A 16999-nucleotide genomic window follows, 5' to 3' on the forward strand; every position below is an offset into this window, starting at 1 on the left:
TTTCGATGTTGCGTGCCGTCATGTATTTGATCCACCGCGAGTTATTGATGGCCCTGCGCCAGCGTGCAGATATTCTTAACCCGCTCTGGTTTTTCCTTATTGTCATCACCCTGTTCCCACTCGGTATCGGCCCTGAGCCCAAGTTGTTGGCTCGCATTGCTCCCGGCATCATCTGGGTGGCAGCCTTGCTGGCGGCCATGCTGTCGCTGGAGCGACTGTTTCGCGACGACTTTGGCGACGGTTCGTTGGAGCAGATCATGTTGATGCCCCATTCACTCGGGTTGCTGGCGCTGGCCAAAGTGATTGCTCACTGGTTACTGACTGGATTGCCGTTGCTGCTGATTTCGCCCTTGCTGGCAATTTTGCTATCGCTGGATATGAACAGTTATCTGGCGGTAGTCGCCACTCTGGCACTCGGCACACCGGTGCTGAGCCTGCTCGGTGCAGTCGGGGTTGCCCTGACGGTCGGGTTGCGCAAGGGCGGAGTGCTGCTCAGTCTACTTATCCTGCCGCTCTATATTCCGGTACTGATTTTTGCCACCTCTGCAATTGATGCGGCGGGGATGGGCTTGCCCTATGGCGGACAGCTTGCCATTCTGGCCGCCATGCTGGTTGGTGCCCTGACGCTGACGCCGTTGGCCGTTTCGGCCGCATTGAGGGTCAGTCTTAACTGATGATCTATTGGTAGAACGCAACATGGTTTCGCATGGAGCATTCTTTTCCAGAAATAAAGTTGCGATGGATCAAGCGGATTGCCGCTTATTGCTTTCGAGGTATTTGATGTTATCCCGAGGTCAGTATGTTAGGCCTCGCCAAACAATTAATAACAAAAAGGTTTGTGAGTTATGTGGAAATGGTTGCACCCTTACGCTAAACCCGAACGGGCCTATCGGCTGGCTGGGACCCTGTTGCCCTGGTTTGCTGTGATAAGTCTGCTATCGTTCATCATCGGCACTGTCTGGGGACTGGCTTTTGCACCCGCCGATTATCAGCAGGGTGACTCTTTCCGGATCATCTATATCCATGTTCCTTCCGCCATTCTTTCGATGGGGGCCTACTCCACCATGGCAGTTGCCGCCTTTATCGGGCTGGTATGGCAACTGCGGATGGCGGACATGACGGTGGCGGCTATCGCACCTGTCGGCGCTGTGTTCACTTTTATTGCACTGTTTACCGGTGCCGCCTGGGGCAAGCCCATGTGGGGAACCTGGTGGGTGTGGGATGCACGGCTCACCTCTGAGCTGATCCTGCTGTTTCTCTATCTCGGCGTGATTGCCCTCTACAACGCCTTCAGTGACAAGGTGGTTGCTGGCCGTGCTGCCGGCATTCTGGCACTGGTGGGGGTGATCAACCTCCCCATCATTCACTACTCGGTGGAGTGGTGGAACACCTTGCACCAGGGGGCCACTATCACCAAGTTTGACAAACCCTCCATCTCTCCCGAGATGCTTTGGCCACTGCTCATCATGATCTTGGCGTTTGTTGCCTTTCTCGGGGCCCTTACCCTGATGCGTTTTCGAAACGAGCTCTTGATGCGGGAGTGGCATCGTCCCTGGGTTCAAGAGATTGCCGAACAGGAGAAGTAAGCATGCACTTTGCCTCATTCAGTGACTTTTTGGCGATGGGCGGTTACGCCTTCTACGTCTGGCTCTCCTTCGGTCTGACCCTGCTCTGTCTGGTCGGTATCATCATTTCTACCCGCATGAAAACCCGTCGTCTGTTTAATGAGTTACGCAGCAAGCAGGCACGCGAGAGCCGTCGCAAGGCGGCCCGGCAGATGGAGAACACCCTATGAACCCGAGACGCAAAAAACGCCTCACCATCATTCTGGCCATCACCCTGGGCCTCGCCACCGTGAGCGGCCTAGTGCTTTACGCCCTCAGTCAGAATATCGACCTCTTCTATACCCCGAGCGAGCTGGTGGAAGGGAAGGGGCCGGACAAGATCAAACCGGAAGAGGGGCAGCGCCTGCGCATTGGTGGTCTGGTGGTCCCCGGCACTGTCAAGCGCGATCCGAACAGCCTCAAGGTTAGCTTCAACCTGATCGACAATGGTGGTCATCAGGTGATGGTGCAATTTGATGGCATCCTGCCGGATCTGTTCCGCGAGGGGCAGGGGATTGTGGCGCAAGGAACTCTCAAGGATGCCACCACGGTCGAAGCGTTCGAGGTACTGGCCAAACACGATGAAAACTACATGCCGCCAGAAGTGGCCGATGCCACCAGTGGCATGCACTTCAAACCTGAATACACCGATGCGCAGTTGAAGGGGAATAAGCCATGATCCCGGAATTAGGACAGTTTGCGCTGATCCTGGCCTTTGCCACCTCCCTGTTGCTGGGTAGCTATCCGCTGCTTGGCGCAAGTCGGGGGCGTCTTGGCATGATGTCGGCGGCTCGTCCGCTCGCCTATGCCCAGTTTTTGTTGCTGCTGCTGTCGTTTCTCTGCCTGACCTGGGCCTTTATCGATAACGACTTTACCGTGCAGTATGTGGCCACTAACTCCAACAGCTTGCTGCCGCTCGCCTATCGTATCTCGGCGGTGTGGGGGGCCCACGAAGGTTCCCTGCTGCTGTGGGTACTGACCCTAGGTGGCTGGACTGCGGCGGTAGCCATGTTCAGCCGCCGTCTGCCGCTCGATGCGGTGGCGCGGGTGCTCGGCGTGTTGGGGCTGATCTCGGTCGGTTTCACCGCCTTCGTGCTGTTCACCTCTGATCCCTTCACCCGCACCTTGCCCTATTTTCCGGTCGATGGCCGTGACCTCAATCCGCTGCTGCAGGATCCGGGTCTCATCTTCCATCCGCCGATGCTCTACATGGGTTATGTAGGATTCTCGGTGGCATTTGCCTTCGCCATAGCCTCATTGATGACCGGTCGTCTTGATGCAACCTGGGCCCGCTGGTCGCGCCCCTGGACCATGGCGGCCTGGGTATTCCTGACCCTCGGCATAGTGCTGGGCTCCTGGTGGGCCTACTACGAGCTCGGTTGGGGCGGCTGGTGGTTCTGGGATCCGGTAGAAAATGCCTCCTTCATGCCCTGGTTGGCGGGTACCGCTCTGCTGCATTCGCTGGCGGTGAGCGAGAAGCGCGCCACCTTCAAGGCGTGGACCGTGCTGCTGGCCCTTTCGGCCTTCTCGCTGAGCCTGCTCGGTACCTTCCTAGTGCGCTCCGGCGTGCTGGTGTCGGTGCATGCGTTTGCCTCCGACCCGACCCGCGGCCTGTTTATTCTCGGCTTCCTGCTGGCGGTGATCGGTTCATCCTTGCTGCTGTTTGCCTTTAAAGGTTCGCAGGTGAAAAGCCACGGCAAGCATGAGCTGTGGAGTCGCGAAACCCTGCTGCTTTGTAACAACATCATGCTGGTGGCTGGCCTGCTGACTGTGCTGCTTGGCACCTTGCTGCCGCTGGTGCACAAGGAGCTGGGGCTGGGGAGCATCTCTATCGGTACTCCCTTCTTCAACCATATCTACAGTTGGCTGATCATTCCGTTTGCCCTGCTGCTGGGGGTTGGTCCGCTGTTTCGCTGGCGCCGCCAGGAGCTTGGCGAGCTCAAGGGCAAGGTGATTCTTGCGCTGGTGCTGAGCCTGGCAGCAGCCCTGCTGTTGCCGCTGATCTTTGCCGAAACCTTCAAGCCGTGGGCTGCGGTGGGGATTGGTCTGGGGGCCTGGGTCATCGTTACCAGCCTGCAGGAGACCTGGGTGCGCGCGACCCACAAGCACAGCTTTGCGGTCGGTGTGCGCAAGCTTGGCAACAGTCACTGGGCTATGATCCTTGGCCATGTGGGGCTGGCAGTCAGCATCATAGGTATCGCCTGCACCCAGAACTACAGCATCGAGAAGGATCTGCGGATGCAGGCGGGTGATCGGGTGCACTTTGCCGATTACGAGTTCGTTTTTGCCGGGATCAAAGAGAAGAACGGCCCCAACTACGATGGCTTCAAGGGCGTGCTGGAAGTGCACAAAAATGGCAAGCAGGTCGCCCTGCTCAAGCCCGAGAAGCGGATGTACACAGTGACCCGGATGCCGATGACCGAAGCGGCCATCGATGCCGGTTTCACGCGAGATCTTTATGCGGCCCTTGGCGAGCAGCTAGACAACAATGCCTGGGCAGTGAGGATCTACTACAAGCCGTTCGTGCGCTGGATCTGGTTCGGCGGCGTCTTTATGGCTATCGGTGGCGTGCTGGCGATGCTCGACAAGCGTTACCGTTTCGGCCGTCGTGAGGAGGAAGCCAAGGCATGAACAAAAAGGTCTGGTTGTTTTTAATTCCCTTTATCGTTTTTTTGCTGGGGGCTGTGTTCCTGTTCAAGGGGCTCTACTCCGATCCCACCAAGCTCGAATCCGTGATGGTGGGCAAGGAGGTACCGGTGTTTACCCTGCAGGACATTTACGATCTGAACAAACAGCACGATCGCAGTATCCTGACCGGTCGCCCCATGCTGCTCAACGTCTGGGCCACCTGGTGCCCGACCTGCTATGGCGAGCACACCTACCTCAAACAGTTGGCAGGGCAGGGCATTCCCATCATCGGCATGAACTACAAGGATGAGCGCGACAAGGCGATCAAATGGCTGGCGGAGCTGGGCAACCCCTATCAGGTCAACCTCTATGATCCGGACGGCATGCTGGGGCTGGATCTCGGGGTATATGGCGCGCCGGAGACCTTCTTTATCGACAGCAAGGGGATCATCCGTTATCGCCACGTGGGGGACATCAACCCCGAGAACTGGGCGTCGACCCTCAAACCCATCTTTGATGCCATGAAGTGAGGGGAGTCCTGATGAGAGTATTTATTGCTTCCCTGCTGCTGTTGCTGGGATGGGTGGTACAAACGCCGGTCATGGCTGCTATCGATGTCTACACCTTCGATAACGACAATCAGGAGCAGGTCTTTCGCGAACTGACCAAAGAGCTGCGCTGCCCCAAGTGCCAGAACCAGGATATCGCCGATTCCAATGCGGGGCTGGCCAAGGACTTGCGTGACAAGACCTACCAGATGGTGCGCGAGGGTAAGGATAAAGAGGAGATCGTGGACTATATGGTTGCCCGCTATGGCAACTTTATCCTCTATAACCCGCCCCTGATGGCATCGACCCTGATCCTCTGGCTTGGCCCGCTGTTAGTGATCGTTATCGGCATCGGCGTGGTGGTGATACGTAGCCGACGCTCTGCGGCAACGGCAGAGCCTGTGGAAAGCACCCTGAGCGATGAAGAGCAGCGTCGCCTGGCCGAGCTGCTCAAAGAGGAAGAGAAACAATGACCGCCTTTTGGATTGTGATTGCGGCCCTGCTGGTGCTGGTGAGTCTGGCTCTGGTGTTACCGTTGTGGCGCAGTGAGGGAAACCAGAGCATCAGTCGCTCGGCGCTCAACAAACAGCTCTATCGTCAGCGCTTGCTAGAGATTGGCGAGGAGCGAGAGCAGGGTGTGCTTGCCGAGGAGCCCGAATCGCTGGTCGAGTTGCAGCGCAGCCTCTTGGATGATATTCCCGATGTGGAGCAGACAGCCCGCAGTGGCAAGAGTCTGAGCTGGATCCCAGGTGTGCTGGTGCTGGTGGTGGTGAGCCTGGGTATCTACTACAAGCTGGGTTCATGGCAGGAGGTGAGCCGCTGGCAGGATGCCAGCAGCCGTCTTGGTGAGCTCAGCAACCGGATTCTTGTGGAGCGTGATGCCCAGGTAACCGAGCAGGATCTGCTGGACTTCACGCTGGCACTGCGTACCCGCCTAAAGGATGAACCGAACGACTACCGCGGTTGGCTGCTGCTGGGACGCTTGGCGCTGGATGGCAATGATCCCGAGATGGCCAACGATGCGCTGTCGCGTGCCTACACGCTGGCTCCCCAGAAATCGCTGGTGGCGGTGCCCTATGCCCAAGCGCTGATGATGACGGGGGAGGAGGTGCAGGCCGATGCACTGCTGCGTGCAGCCATCGCGCAGGAGCCTGATAATATCGAGGCGCGCTCCGTCTATGCCTTTATGGCGCTGCAGAAAGAGGACTTCCAGACCGCGCTGGCTCGCTGGCAGGCGATGTTGCCCTTGATGGAAAAAGGCTCTCCCCGTTATGTGATGGTTGAGCGCTCCATGGAGTATGCCCGCACGCAGCTCAAGCAGCGTGGCATAGAGGTGACGAATTCAGGCGCAGCCAAAACGGGAACAGAGCAGGTAAAGCAGTCTGACGTTAATGAGGGAGAGTTCCCCATCCACATCACGCTGGCTGCGGGCATCCAGATGCCGGAAGATGCTCACCTCTTCGTCTTTGCCGTGGTGCCCAACGGACCACCCATGCCCATCGCGGTGAAACGTATCGCTGGGCCAACCTTGCCTGTTACCCTGTCACTCGGGGATGGCGATGCCATGATGGAAGGTAGCAAACTGGAGGCCTATCCAGAGCTGCAGTTCAAGGCGCGTCTCTCGCGCGGTGGCAATGTGATGAACAAGGAAGGAGCCTTCGAAGGGGTATCCGTGCCGGTCAAGACGGCCGAGATCCCTGCTGCTCCGATTGACATCCGCATCGATCACGCCCTCTAATATGCCTTTGGATAACCCGGCCCCTGGATAGGGGCCGGGTTATCTATACTTCTGATAAATCAAAATAAAACGTCAGGACAATCATATGTATCTTCGTTCAGGGGCCATACTGGCAGCCCTCTTGCTGGCTGGTTGTGCCGGTGGCCCGCCCAAGCCTGGCCCAGAGAGTCTGGATCTCAATCCCGGTATGAATCGTCCGGGCGCCACCAGTACGGCGGCCGACCCGCGTGATCCCTTCCAGGGAGCAAACCGTGCCATGTGGGCGGTCAATTATGATGTGCTGGAGCCCTATGTGGCACGTCCTGTGGTACATGCTTACGCTCGCTATATTCCGGTGGGGGTGAAGGATGGCATTGCCAACTTTGTTGCCAACTTTGATGAACCGAGCAGCATGGTGAACCACCTGATCACCGGTGATTTGAAGGGGGCGGGGACCAACCTGGGGCGCTTTACCCTCAACACCACCGTCGGTCTGCTGGGTATCTTCGATGTGGCCAAACATGCCGGCCTCGAGCGCAACAAGCTGGAGATGGACACAGTGCTGGGCAGGGCCGATATCGGTAATGGTGCCTACATCATGGTGCCTGTTTACGGTCCGACCACCACTCGGGAGCTGGTTGGTGACACCATTGACACCATCTACTTCCCCTATGCCTTGCTGACTATCCCGTTAAGGGTTACTCATTGGGTTCTGGATGGCTTGGGCAATCGCGCCAAGCTGATCGATCAGGAGCGGATCATCGACAACTCCCTCGACCCCTATGCGCTAACCAAGGACTTCTACCTGCAATATAACCAGGGCAAGGTGACGGGCAAGCAGACCGAGCTGAAAGCATCTCAGCAAGAGCAGGCCGACGATGCCAATCTGGATGAATACATGGACGAGCTGGACCAGTAAACTGGCTATCTCGATATGTAAAAGGCGCCTGCGGGCGCCTCTTTCATTTACGCAGCCATCTAGATATAAAAAAACGCCCCGCAGTGCGGGGCGTTTTGGCAAGCGAGGCTGATTAGGCAGCCAAGTTCTTGGCCACGAATTCCCAGTTAACCAGAGCCCAGAAGGTTTCCATGTACTTCGGACGCAGGTTGCGGAAGTCGATGTAGTAGGCGTGCTCCCACAGGTCAACGGTCAGCAGCGGGGTGGTACCGGCTTCAGTCAGCGGGCAGCCAGCGTTGGAGGTGTTGACGATAGCCAGAGAGCCGTCAGCTTTTTTCACCAGCCAAGTCCAGCTGGAACCGAAGTTGCCGATGGCTGATTTGGTGAAGGCATCTTTGAACTCGGCGAAGGAGCCGAATGCCTTGTTGATAGCATCAGCCAGGGCGCCAGTCGGCTCGCCACCGCCATTCGGGGAGAGGCAGTGCCAGTAGAAGGTGTGGTTCCAGATCTGGGCGGCGTTGTTGAAGATGCCGCCGTTGGAGGTCTTGATGATCTCTTCCAGAGACTTGCCTTCAAACTCGGTACCCGGCACCAGATTGTTCAGGTTGACCACGTAGGTGTTGTGGTGCTTGCCGTGGTGATATTCCAGAGTTTCCTGGGAGATGTGCGGTTCCAGAGCGTTGATTGCATAGGGCAGAGCGGGAAGTTCGAATGCCATTTTCTACTCTCCATTGGCTGGACCGTGCGAAGGCGACGGTTGCAAGACATTGCGTACTCTTTTCTATATGTGAAAAGAGTTGTTTTTAAAATGATGGGGCTGGGTAGCCCAAAGCCAAGGGATTGTAGCAGTATCAAAGATGGCCTAACAACTCTTGATTGGCGCCATGATCGCGATCAATCCTGTGTGGGTTCTTTGCACAATTCGAGCCGGGTCACCCCTTTGTCAGTTTGTGCTCGGGCAAGATTGCAGTAGAATGGCCGCCGAAATCGCTCTAGTGAGGCACCTATGGAAACTATTGAAAAGATTAAGCAGCAGCTGGCTGACAACCCCATCATCATCTACATGAAGGGCTCCCCCAAGCTACCCAGCTGTGGCTTCTCTGCCCAGGCCTCCCAGGCTCTGATGTCCTGCGGCGAGCCGTTTGCATACGTTGATATCCTGCAGAATCCGGATATCCGCGCCGAATTGCCAAAATTCGCCAACTGGCCGACCTTCCCGCAACTGTGGGTTGAAGGTGAGCTGATCGGTGGCTGTGACATCATGATCGAGATGTTCCAGGCTGGCGAGTTGCAGGCTCTGATCAAAGAGACTGCTGCCAAGTACAAGAAAGATGATGCAGCAGCCGAGTAATCGGTCCTGTGTTGTCGATAGGGAGCCACATCGGCTCCTTTTTTATTATCCCGGTTCTGGCAGGCAAGCAACTGATTGTCGGTTGCAAAAAGCAACGCGTTCGCCCTGAAAAATCTAATCTTTGCCGCTTTGTTTTGGAGTTGTTAACCATATTGATTTCCCAATCTGCGATTACTTTTTTTAATCATTTTGGATTCAAGTGTTGCTGCCATCACATTTTTTGATAATTTCACCGTAACGCAGTCTCTTTGTAGATTTTTTTGTGTTTATGCTCACATTAATTGCAAGTGATAGAACCTAGTATCGCTTCGCCCAGTGAAATAAAACCCTACAAATTAATAAATAAAAAGAGATTTGCGATGAAGATGTATAGCAATCTGCCCATTGGTCTTCATGATATTACCGAAGCCCAAAAAAGACTGACCAACCATATATACAAGACCGCGCAATTACCCTCTAACTACATCAGCGAACGTTGCCATGGCGAGGTTTACCTCAAGCTTGAAAACATGCAACGTACAGGCTCTTTTAAAATTCGCGGTGCCTTCAACAAACTCAGTTCATTAAGTCTGGAGGATCGTCAAAAAGGTGTTGTCGCCTGCTCTGCCGGTAATCACGCGCAGGGGGTATCTTTGTCCAGTGCCATGCTGGGAATTGATGCCAAGGTGGTCATGCCTTGCTGCGCACCCAAATCAAAAATTGCTGCAACCAGCGATTATTCGGCGGAAGTTATTCTGCATGGCAATAGTTTCAATGACACCATTGCCAAAGTCAGCGAAATCGTGGAGATGGAAGGCCGCGTATTTATCCCCCCCTTTGACGATGCAAAAGTGATTGCCGGCCAGGGAACCATCGGCCTGGAAATTATCGAAGATTTGTATGATGTCGATAACATCATAGTGCCGATTGGCGGTGGTGGTCTGATTGCCGGTGTCGCCATGGCCATCAAATCCATCAACCCGACTATCCGGGTGATTGGCGTGCAGTCGGAGAATGTCCACGGCATGGCGGCTTCATACTACGCAGGCACCATTACCAATCACAGAACCAGCAGTACGCTGGCCGATGGCTGTGACGTGGCAAGACCCGGCACCCTGACCTTCGAAATCGTCAAACAATTGGTGGATGATATTGTACTGGTCACCGAGGATGATATTCGTCACAGCATGGTTGACCTTATTCAGCGCAACAAGGTGATTACCGAAGGGGCGGGAGCTCTGGCCTCGGCAGCGCTGCTGAGCGGCAAACTCAAACATTATGTCGAAGGCAAAAAAACCGTCAGCATTATTTCTGGTGGCAATATTGACCTGACCCGGATCACCGAAATTATCGAACAGAACAATATTCGTCAATTTAGCCTGTAAGGAATGCAGTCATGATATTAGACAGTGTTGTCACCGGCAGTAAAGAGAATACACGTGCATGGCGTAAATCGGATACCACATGGGGATTAGGTCTGTTTGGTACAGCGATCGGTGCAGGTGTTCTATTTTTCCCTATTCGGGCCGGATATGGTGGCCTGATACCTATATTAATCATGTTGGTGCTGGCTTACCCTATTGCATTTTATTGCCACAGGGCGTTGGCCAGATTATGTCTTTCTGGCAGCAATCCATCGGCAAATATTACCGAGACCGTTGAAGAACATTTTGGCAAAATGGGTGGGGTAGTGATTACCTTCCTCTATTTCTTTGCCATCTGCCCACTGCTGTGGATATATGGTGTGACGATCACCAATACCTTTATGGCATTCTGGGAGCATCAACTGCAAATGGCGCCGCTTAATCGGGGTGTTGTCGCCCTTGGGCTGCTGCTATTGATGGCATTTGTGATCTATTTTGGTAAGGATCTGATGGTTCGCGTAATGAGCTATCTGGTATTTCCTTTCATCGCCAGCCTGGTGGTCATCTCTCTCTCCCTCGTTCCGTACTGGAATAGTGCCGTCTTTGATCAGGTCAACCTTAGCGAGATATCCATGTTCGGTCACGATGGTATTCTGGTCACCGTCTGGCTGGGGATCTCCATCATGGTTTTCTCCTTCAACTTCTCGCCGATTGTCTCCTCTTTCATCGTCTCCAAGCGGGAAGAGTATGAGCAGGAGTTCGGTCGTGATTTTACCGAGAAGCGCTGCTCGAAGATTATCTCCGGTGCCAGCATGCTGATGGTGGCCGTGGTGATGTTCTTTGCCTTCAGCTGCCTGTTTACCCTGTCGCCGCAAAATATGGCGGAAGCCAAGGCCCAGAATATTCCGGTGCTCTCCTATCTGGCCAACCACTTCTCCTCGATGACGGGCAGCAAGTCTGCGTTTGCCACCACTCTGGAGTATGCGGCGTCCATTATCGCGCTGGTTGCTATCTTCAAATCCTTCTTCGGCCACTATCTGGGGACGCTGGAAGGGTTGAACGGCCTTATCCTCCGCTTTGGCTACCAGGGCGACAAGAGCAAGGTTTCCAGTAAAAAACTCAATATGGTCAGTATGTTGTTCATCATGGGCTCCACCTGGCTGGTCGCTTATGTGAACCCCAACATCCTCGACCTGATTGAGGCAATGGGGGCGCCGATCATCGCTTCCCTGCTCTGTCTGCTGCCGATGTATGCGGTGAGCAAGACACCGGCACTGGCAAAATATAAAGGTCAGGCCAGCAACTTGTTTGTCACCATCATCGGTGTACTGACCATCCTGAATATTGTTTCCAAGCTGTTCTGAAAACCTTTTCTGAAAGTCATCAACCATTCAGGCCCCCTTGGCGGGGTCTGGCTGGTGCAGTCAGACATGAGCAATAACCGGTTCTTCGTTGGCCCAATTGTGTGGGCCCTGGGTAAGGCTTGCCGTTTTTTGACTTTCTGTTTATGGCGAAATGCCCTGACTGCAGTGACTTGACACTATTAATCTCGAGGCGATGTAATGAAGTTTGATTCGTTGGTTCTGGTTATCAATTGCGGCTCTTCGTCGGTCAAATTCTCGGTACTGGATAGTAAAACCTGCGAGGTGGTGATATCCGGTATGGCGGATGGTATTGAGACGGCCCATCCCCAATTGCAAGTTGGTAAAGAGCCCGCAATGTCATTAGCTGAAAATAACCACACCTGTGCATTGGCTGCCATCGCGGCGGAATTGAAAAAACGGGATCTGCTGGATGCCATTGCACTGGTGGGTCATCGAATTGCTCATGGTGGCAGTGAATTTAGCGAAGCCGTGATCATTGATGAACATGTATTGGCCAAAATAAAGCAGGTGTCACCCTTGGCTCCCCTGCACAATCACGCCAATTTGAGTGGTGTGATGGCGGCTCGTCAGCTATTTCCCACACAACCCCAAATTGCGGTATTTGATACCGGTTTTCACCAGACCCTGAAGCCGGAAGCCTATATCTATGGGCTGCCTTACCAATATCTGCAGGATTATGGCGTGCGCCGCTATGGCTTCCATGGCACCTCCCATCGTTATGTCGCCGAGCAGGCGGTCTCCTTCCTTGGGTTGAATGGCCACGATGCCGGTCTGGTTATCGCCCATCTGGGCAATGGCGCCTCTATTTGCGCGGTACAGGATGGCAAGAGCGCCGATACCTCGATGGGGATGACGCCGCTGGAGGGGTTGATCATGGGCAGCCGAAGCGGCGATATCGATTTTGGCGCGCTGGCCTATATCGCCAGCAAGACGGGGCAATCCATCGAGGATATCGAGCGGGTATTGAACAAGCAGTCCGGTCTGCTGGGTATTTCGGGGCTCTCCTCCGATATGCGGGTATTGGAAGCTGCCTATCACGAAGGACATCCCGGGGCAAAATTGGCGATTCACGCTTTTGTCCATCGTATTGCCCGCCATATCGGCGGCCATGCCACCTCATTGCGCCGGCTGGATGCCGTTATTTTCAGCGGCGGGATCGGCGAGAACTCGGCCTTTATCAGAAAGCTGGTATGCGAACGACTTCAGGTATTTGGCGTAGCGATCAGTGAGCCGTTTAACCAGCGTCCCAATAGCGAGGGCTGCCGGGTGATTTCGGCGGCAGAGTCCATGGTGCTGGCGGCGGTTATTCCCACCAATGAAGAGAAAATGATCGCACTGGATGCCATTCGTCTGGGGCAGCTGGTTCGTCAGGCCGAGTGCGTCTGACATCTTCCACTGTAGTGTCATGAGTAGTGAATGAGGTTTATTTGATGAAAGTTGATATGCAATTGGATCAGGATAAATTCCGTCAGGCATGGCAAGGGTTTGCCGGTGAAAACTGGAAGCACGAGATCAACGTCCGTGATTTTATCCAGCAGAACTACACCCCCTATGAAGGTGACGAACAGTTTTTAGCAGATGCGACCGAAGCGACCACCACTTTGTGGAACAAGGTGATGGAGGGGATCCGTATCGAGAATGCCACCCACGCACCGGTCGATTTTGATACCAATATTGCCACGACCATTACTGCCCACGGGCCGGGTTATATCGAGCAGGGGCTGGAAAAAATCGTTGGCCTGCAAACCGACAAGCCCCTTAAAAGAGCACTGCATCCATTTGGCGGAGTAAATATGATCCGCAGCTCTTTTGAAGCATATGGCCGGGAGATGGATCCCGAATTTGAATATACCTTCAGCGAATTGCGCAAAACCCATAACCAGGGCGTGTTCGACGTCTACTCTCCCGAGATGTTGCGCTGCCGAAAATCGGGAATTTTGACCGGTTTACCGGATGGTTACGGCCGTGGTCGCATTATCGGAGATTATCGTCGGGTCGCGCTCTATGGCATAGATTATCTAATCCGTGAGCGGGAGCTGCAGTTTGCCGATCTGCAACCGGCGCTTGAGCGGGGAGAGCAGCTGGAGCAGGTGATCCGCCAGCGCGAGGAGCTGGCCGAGCACAAGCGGGCACTGGTGCAGATCAAGCAGATGGCGGCCAACTACGGCTTTGACATCTCCGGGCCGGCACGCACTGCCCAGCAGGCAGTCCAGTGGCTCTACTTTACCTATCTGGCGGCGGTGAAGTCGCAAAATGGCGGGGCCATGTCCCTCGGTCGCACCGCCACCTTCCTCGACATCTATATCGAGCGGGATCTGAAGGCGGGGCTTATCAGCGAGCAGGATGCCCAGGAGCTGGTCGATCACTTCATCATGAAGATCCGCATGGTGCGCTTCCTGCGCACCCCCGAGTTTGACTCCCTCTTCTCCGGCGATCCCATCTGGGCCACCGAGGTGATCGGCGGCATGGGGCTGGATGGTCGCACCCTGGTGACCAAGAACTCCTTCCGCTACCTCCACACCCTCAAGACCATGGGGCCGGCGCCCGAGCCCAACCTCACCATCCTCTGGGCGGAAGGATTGCCGCGGGCCTTCAAGACCTATGCGGCCCGCGTCTCCATCGATACCTCATCCCTGCAGTATGAGAACGATGACCTGATGCGCACCGACTTCGAGAGCGATGACTACGCCATCGCCTGCTGCGTGAGCCCCATGGTGATCGGCAAGCAGATGCAGTTCTTCGGTGCTCGCGCCAACCTGGCCAAGACCCTGCTCTATTGCATCAACGGCGGCGTGGACGAGAAGCTGAAGATCCAGGTTGGTCCGAAAGTGGCGCCCATCATGGACGAGGTGCTGGATTACGAGACCGTCATGGCCAGCCTCGACAGCTTTATGGATTGGCTGGCGGTGCAGTACATCAGCGCGTTGAACCTGATCCACTACATGCACGACAAGTACAGCTATGAGGCCTCGCTGATGGCGCTGCACGATCGCGACGTCTATCGCACCATGGCCTGCGGCATTGCCGGTCTGTCGGTGGCGGTCGATTCGCTGGCGGCCATCAAGTACGCCCGGGTCAAGCCGGTGCGCGATGCTGACGGGCTGGCGGTCGATTTCGTGATTGAGGGGGAGTATCCCCAGTACGGCAACAACGACGAGCGGGCCGACTCCATTGCCTGCGATCTGGTCGAGCGCTTCATGAAGAAGATCCAGGCGCTGCCGACCTACCGCAATGCGGTACCGACCCAGTCGATCCTGACCATCACCTCCAACGTGGTCTATGGCCAGAAGACCGGCAACACCCCGGATGGCCGCCGCGCCGGTGCCCCGTTTGCCCCGGGGGCCAACCCGATGCACGGTCGGGATCGCAAGGGGGCGGTCGCTTCGCTCGCCTCGGTGGCCAAGCTGCCGTTCAAATACGCCAAGGACGGGATCTCCTACACCTTCTCCATCGTGCCGGGGGCGCTCGGCAAGGAACCCGCCAATCGCGAGAACAATCTGGTGGGGCTGATGGATGGCTACTTCCACCATGAGCGGGATGTAGAAGGGGGGCAGCACCTCAATGTCAACGTGATGAATCGCGAGATGCTGCTGGATGCCATCGACAATCCGGACAAGTACCCCAGCCTGACCATCCGGGTCTCCGGTTATGCGGTGCGCTTCAACGCCCTGACTCGCGAGCAGCAGCAGGACGTCATCTCCAGAACCTTCACCAACATGATGTAACTCTCATGCCCGGGGTGAGCAGGCTTGCTCCGGGCCTACTTTTTGTTTGTCAGCACGAGGAAGTAACAGATGCGACAGGTTATCACTACCAAAGCGGCGCCGGGCGCCATCGGCCCCTATGTGCAAGCCACCCGGATTGGCAACATCCTATACACCTCCGGTCAGATCCCGCTGGACCCGGTGAGCGGTGACATTGCAGAGGGTATCGAAGCGCAAACCCTGCGCTCCCTGCAAAACGTCAAGGCGATTGTCGAGGCGGCAGGCGGCGAGGTGCGAAACATCTTCAAGACCACGGTGTTTGTCTCGGATCTGAACGACTTTGCTGCGGTCAACCGGGTCTACAACGACTTCTTCACCCGGCACGATGCCATGTATCCGGCTCGCTCCTGCGTAGAAGTGGCTCGGTTACCGAAGGATGTGAAGATCGAGATAGAGGCGATTGCTGCGCTGTAACCCCATCGGGTGTGGGTCAGCAAGCCAAAACAAAGCGGCTGCCATTGGCAGCCGCTTTTGTCTATATGGTCATCGGGCAGATCAGGCGATCCGCTCGATACGAGCCATGTAGAAACCGTCGAAGCCGGTCTCGGACGGGCTTACGGTGTGATCGTCACGCAGACGGAAGTTCTCGTTGGCCGCGAGGAACTTGTCCACCTGCTGGCGGTTCTCCTGCGGCAAGATGGAGCAGGTTGCATAGACCAGCAGACCACCCACCTTCACCATCTGGCTGTAACGCTGCAGGATTTCTTCTTGCAGCGCGACCAGCACCGGCAGACGCTCGGCGGTATCACGCCACTTGGCATCCGGATTGCGCTTGAGTACGCCCAGACCGGAGCAGGGCACGTCCAGCAGTACGCGGTCGGCGCTCTCTTTGAGGCGCTTGACGGTCTTGCTGCTGGTGATGACCCGGGTCTCCACGTTGTGGGCACCGGCGCGACGGGCGCGCTGCTTGAGGTTCTCCAGCTTCCACTCTTCCACATCCATCGCCAGAAGACGGCCTTTGCCCTGCATCATGGCGGCGATGTGCAGAGTCTTGCCACCGGCCCCGGCGCAGGCGTCGATGACGCGCATGCCCGGGGTGACCTCCAGAGCCGCAGCAACCAGCTGGGAGCCTGCGTCCTGCTGCTCGAAGCAACCATCGGCAAAGGCCTTGGTACGGAACAGGGCGGCGTCCGAGGTGACCTGCAGGGCAGTCTCCACACCTTCAACCGGAATGGTGGTGACCTGCTCTTTGGCCAGCATGGCTTGCAGTTCATCACGGGTGCACTTGAGGGTGTTGACCCGCAGGTAGCGCTTGGGCATCCAGGCCAGGGCGGCACGCTCGGCAGGCCAGGCTTCACCCAGCTGCTCGCTACCCAGTTTCTCCAGCCAGCTCGGGCAACCATCCATCAATACCGGGTTCTTCTTCGCCTCGGTCAGACGGCGGCGGAATGCTTCTTCATTGAAGCGATCCAGGGTCGGGTGGTTGGGCTGGGCAATTTTGTGGAAGGCGTGCCAGCTGTGCAGCAGTGGCCAGACATTCTTTTCGGCCTGACGCACCTGAATACCGGTGAGGAAACAATAGAGGCTGAGACGGCGCAGCAGGTCGCCGGTGACCAGGGCAATCCTTGCCTGTTCTTGCGGTTTGAGTTCGATGCCGGAGAAGTGACGGGCATAGGCGCGGTCGAGGGTAAGACCCTGACCGAGCACATCGTCAACAATGGCAACGACCAGATCCCCGAAACGGGGCAACAGTGGGGATTTGAGCATGAGATTAACCTTGGCCAGATAAAGATGAACCGCACCTTTGTGAAGAGGAGCAGT

Annotated in this window: 17 protein-coding genes; 15 read left to right on the forward strand and 2 right to left on the reverse strand. The window is 56.0% G+C overall.

The window, feature by feature from the left end:
• Positions 1–5 precede the first annotated feature (5 nt).
• From ccmB to G5306_RS04415, 9 genes are all read left to right on the forward strand, one after another.
• On the forward strand, positions 6–674 hold the full coding sequence (gene ccmB / locus G5306_RS04375) for a heme exporter protein CcmB (protein ID WP_216951797.1): 669 nt from the start codon (positions 6–8) through the stop codon (positions 672–674).
• A gap of 171 nt (positions 675–845) precedes the next feature.
• The gene (locus G5306_RS04380; RefSeq protein WP_216951796.1) at positions 846–1586 is read left to right on the forward strand and encodes a heme ABC transporter permease; all 741 of its coding nucleotides are present in this window, start codon (positions 846–848) and stop codon (positions 1584–1586) included.
• Positions 1587–1588: 2 nt separating this feature from the next.
• Positions 1589–1795 carry a heme exporter protein CcmD gene (ccmD, locus tag G5306_RS04385; RefSeq protein WP_216951795.1) on the forward strand — a complete coding sequence of 69 codons (207 nt, stop codon included), beginning with the start codon at positions 1589–1591 and terminating at the stop codon, positions 1793–1795.
• On the forward strand, positions 1792–2283 hold the full coding sequence (gene ccmE, locus G5306_RS04390; protein WP_005344003.1) for a cytochrome c maturation protein CcmE: 492 nt from the start codon (positions 1792–1794) through the stop codon (positions 2281–2283). The genes ccmD and ccmE overlap by 4 nt, the downstream gene beginning before the upstream one ends.
• Positions 2280–4235, forward strand: coding sequence for a heme lyase CcmF/NrfE family subunit (locus tag G5306_RS04395; protein WP_216951794.1), 1956 nt, complete (start codon positions 2280–2282; stop codon positions 4233–4235). Before ccmE ends, G5306_RS04395 begins: the two co-directional genes overlap by 4 nt.
• A complete protein-coding gene (locus tag G5306_RS04400) occupies positions 4232–4762 on the forward strand; it encodes a DsbE family thiol:disulfide interchange protein (RefSeq protein WP_323912695.1) in 531 nt (176 codons plus the stop codon). The genes G5306_RS04395 and G5306_RS04400 overlap by 4 nt, the downstream gene beginning before the upstream one ends.
• 11 nt (positions 4763–4773) lie before the next feature.
• Positions 4774–5253 carry a cytochrome c-type biogenesis protein gene (locus G5306_RS04405; protein WP_421312453.1) on the forward strand — a complete coding sequence of 160 codons (480 nt, stop codon included), beginning with the start codon at positions 4774–4776 and terminating at the stop codon, positions 5251–5253.
• Entirely contained in the window at positions 5250–6518 is a 1269-nt protein-coding gene (ccmI, locus tag G5306_RS04410; protein WP_421312454.1) for a c-type cytochrome biogenesis protein CcmI, read from the forward strand. The genes G5306_RS04405 and ccmI overlap by 4 nt, the downstream gene beginning before the upstream one ends.
• Positions 6519–6603: 85 nt before the next feature.
• A complete protein-coding gene (locus G5306_RS04415) occupies positions 6604–7416 on the forward strand; it encodes an MlaA family lipoprotein (protein ID WP_216951790.1) in 813 nt (270 codons plus the stop codon).
• Positions 7417–7528: 112 nt separating this feature from the next.
• Here G5306_RS04415 and sodB read toward each other — a convergent pair whose 3' ends face one another.
• A complete protein-coding gene (gene sodB / locus G5306_RS04420) occupies positions 7529–8113 on the reverse strand; it encodes a superoxide dismutase [Fe] (RefSeq protein ID WP_005334664.1) in 585 nt (194 codons plus the stop codon).
• A gap of 288 nt (positions 8114–8401) precedes the next feature.
• Between sodB and G5306_RS04425 the strand changes: the two genes are divergently transcribed.
• The 6 genes from G5306_RS04425 to G5306_RS04450 all read left to right on the forward strand — a co-directional run bounded on the left by G5306_RS04425 (position 8402) and on the right by G5306_RS04450 (position 15652).
• Positions 8402–8746, forward strand: a complete 345-nt coding sequence (locus G5306_RS04425; protein WP_005353650.1) for a Grx4 family monothiol glutaredoxin — start codon at positions 8402–8404, stop codon at positions 8744–8746.
• A 359-nt stretch (positions 8747–9105) separates the two neighbouring features.
• Positions 9106–10110 carry a bifunctional threonine ammonia-lyase/L-serine ammonia-lyase TdcB gene (tdcB, locus tag G5306_RS04430; protein WP_227341074.1) on the forward strand — a complete coding sequence of 335 codons (1005 nt, stop codon included), beginning with the start codon at positions 9106–9108 and terminating at the stop codon, positions 10108–10110.
• Between the two features lie 11 nt (positions 10111–10121).
• Positions 10122–11453, forward strand: coding sequence for a threonine/serine transporter TdcC (gene tdcC, locus G5306_RS04435; protein ID WP_421312455.1), 1332 nt, complete (start codon positions 10122–10124; stop codon positions 11451–11453).
• A gap of 198 nt (positions 11454–11651) precedes the next feature.
• Positions 11652–12860 carry a propionate kinase gene (gene tdcD, locus G5306_RS04440; protein ID WP_421312456.1) on the forward strand — a complete coding sequence of 403 codons (1209 nt, stop codon included), beginning with the start codon at positions 11652–11654 and terminating at the stop codon, positions 12858–12860.
• A gap of 44 nt (positions 12861–12904) precedes the next feature.
• A complete protein-coding gene (gene pflB / locus G5306_RS04445; RefSeq protein WP_421312457.1) occupies positions 12905–15199 on the forward strand; it encodes a formate C-acetyltransferase in 2295 nt (764 codons plus the stop codon).
• Positions 15200–15268: 69 nt separating this feature from the next.
• The gene (locus G5306_RS04450; RefSeq protein WP_421312458.1) at positions 15269–15652 is read left to right on the forward strand and encodes a RidA family protein; all 384 of its coding nucleotides are present in this window, start codon (positions 15269–15271) and stop codon (positions 15650–15652) included.
• A gap of 81 nt (positions 15653–15733) precedes the next feature.
• Here G5306_RS04450 and G5306_RS04455 read toward each other — a convergent pair whose 3' ends face one another.
• On the reverse strand, positions 15734–16945 hold the full coding sequence (locus tag G5306_RS04455; protein ID WP_421312459.1) for an RsmB/NOP family class I SAM-dependent RNA methyltransferase: 1212 nt from the start codon (positions 16943–16945) through the stop codon (positions 15734–15736).
• Positions 16946–16999 lie beyond the last annotated feature (54 nt).

The organism is Aeromonas sp. 603404 (assembly GCF_049171775.1).
Classification (GTDB): domain Bacteria; phylum Pseudomonadota; class Gammaproteobacteria; order Enterobacterales; family Aeromonadaceae; genus Aeromonas; species Aeromonas veronii_A.

Excerpts from the sequence above, each read along its gene's own strand:
- G5306_RS04425 (WP_005353650.1), top strand. The coding sequence starts at position 8,402 with ATGGAAACTATTGAAAAGATTAAGCAGCAGCTGGCTGACAACCCCATC.
- tdcC (WP_421312455.1), top strand. The coding sequence starts at position 10,122 with ATGATATTAGACAGTGTTGTCACCGGCAGTAAAGAGAATACACGTGCA.
- G5306_RS04405 (WP_421312453.1), top strand. The coding sequence starts at position 4,774 with ATGAGAGTATTTATTGCTTCCCTGCTGCTGTTGCTGGGATGGGTGGTA.
- tdcD (WP_421312456.1), top strand. The coding sequence starts at position 11,652 with ATGAAGTTTGATTCGTTGGTTCTGGTTATCAATTGCGGCTCTTCGTCG.
- ccmI (WP_421312454.1), top strand. The coding sequence starts at position 5,250 with ATGACCGCCTTTTGGATTGTGATTGCGGCCCTGCTGGTGCTGGTGAGT.
- pflB (WP_421312457.1), top strand. The coding sequence starts at position 12,905 with ATGAAAGTTGATATGCAATTGGATCAGGATAAATTCCGTCAGGCATGG.
- ccmB (WP_216951797.1), top strand. The coding sequence starts at position 6 with ATGTTGCGTGCCGTCATGTATTTGATCCACCGCGAGTTATTGATGGCC.
- ccmD (WP_216951795.1), top strand. The coding sequence starts at position 1,589 with ATGCACTTTGCCTCATTCAGTGACTTTTTGGCGATGGGCGGTTACGCC.
- sodB (WP_005334664.1), bottom strand. The coding sequence starts at position 8,113 with ATGGCATTCGAACTTCCCGCTCTGCCCTATGCAATCAACGCTCTGGAA.
- G5306_RS04415 (WP_216951790.1), top strand. The coding sequence starts at position 6,604 with ATGTATCTTCGTTCAGGGGCCATACTGGCAGCCCTCTTGCTGGCTGGT.
- G5306_RS04380 (WP_216951796.1), top strand. The coding sequence starts at position 846 with ATGTGGAAATGGTTGCACCCTTACGCTAAACCCGAACGGGCCTATCGG.
- G5306_RS04455 (WP_421312459.1), bottom strand. The coding sequence starts at position 16,945 with ATGCTCAAATCCCCACTGTTGCCCCGTTTCGGGGATCTGGTCGTTGCC.
- ccmE (WP_005344003.1), top strand. The coding sequence starts at position 1,792 with ATGAACCCGAGACGCAAAAAACGCCTCACCATCATTCTGGCCATCACC.
- G5306_RS04395 (WP_216951794.1), top strand. The coding sequence starts at position 2,280 with ATGATCCCGGAATTAGGACAGTTTGCGCTGATCCTGGCCTTTGCCACC.
- G5306_RS04450 (WP_421312458.1), top strand. The coding sequence starts at position 15,269 with ATGCGACAGGTTATCACTACCAAAGCGGCGCCGGGCGCCATCGGCCCC.
- G5306_RS04400 (WP_323912695.1), top strand. The coding sequence starts at position 4,232 with ATGAACAAAAAGGTCTGGTTGTTTTTAATTCCCTTTATCGTTTTTTTG.
- tdcB (WP_227341074.1), top strand. The coding sequence starts at position 9,106 with ATGAAGATGTATAGCAATCTGCCCATTGGTCTTCATGATATTACCGAA.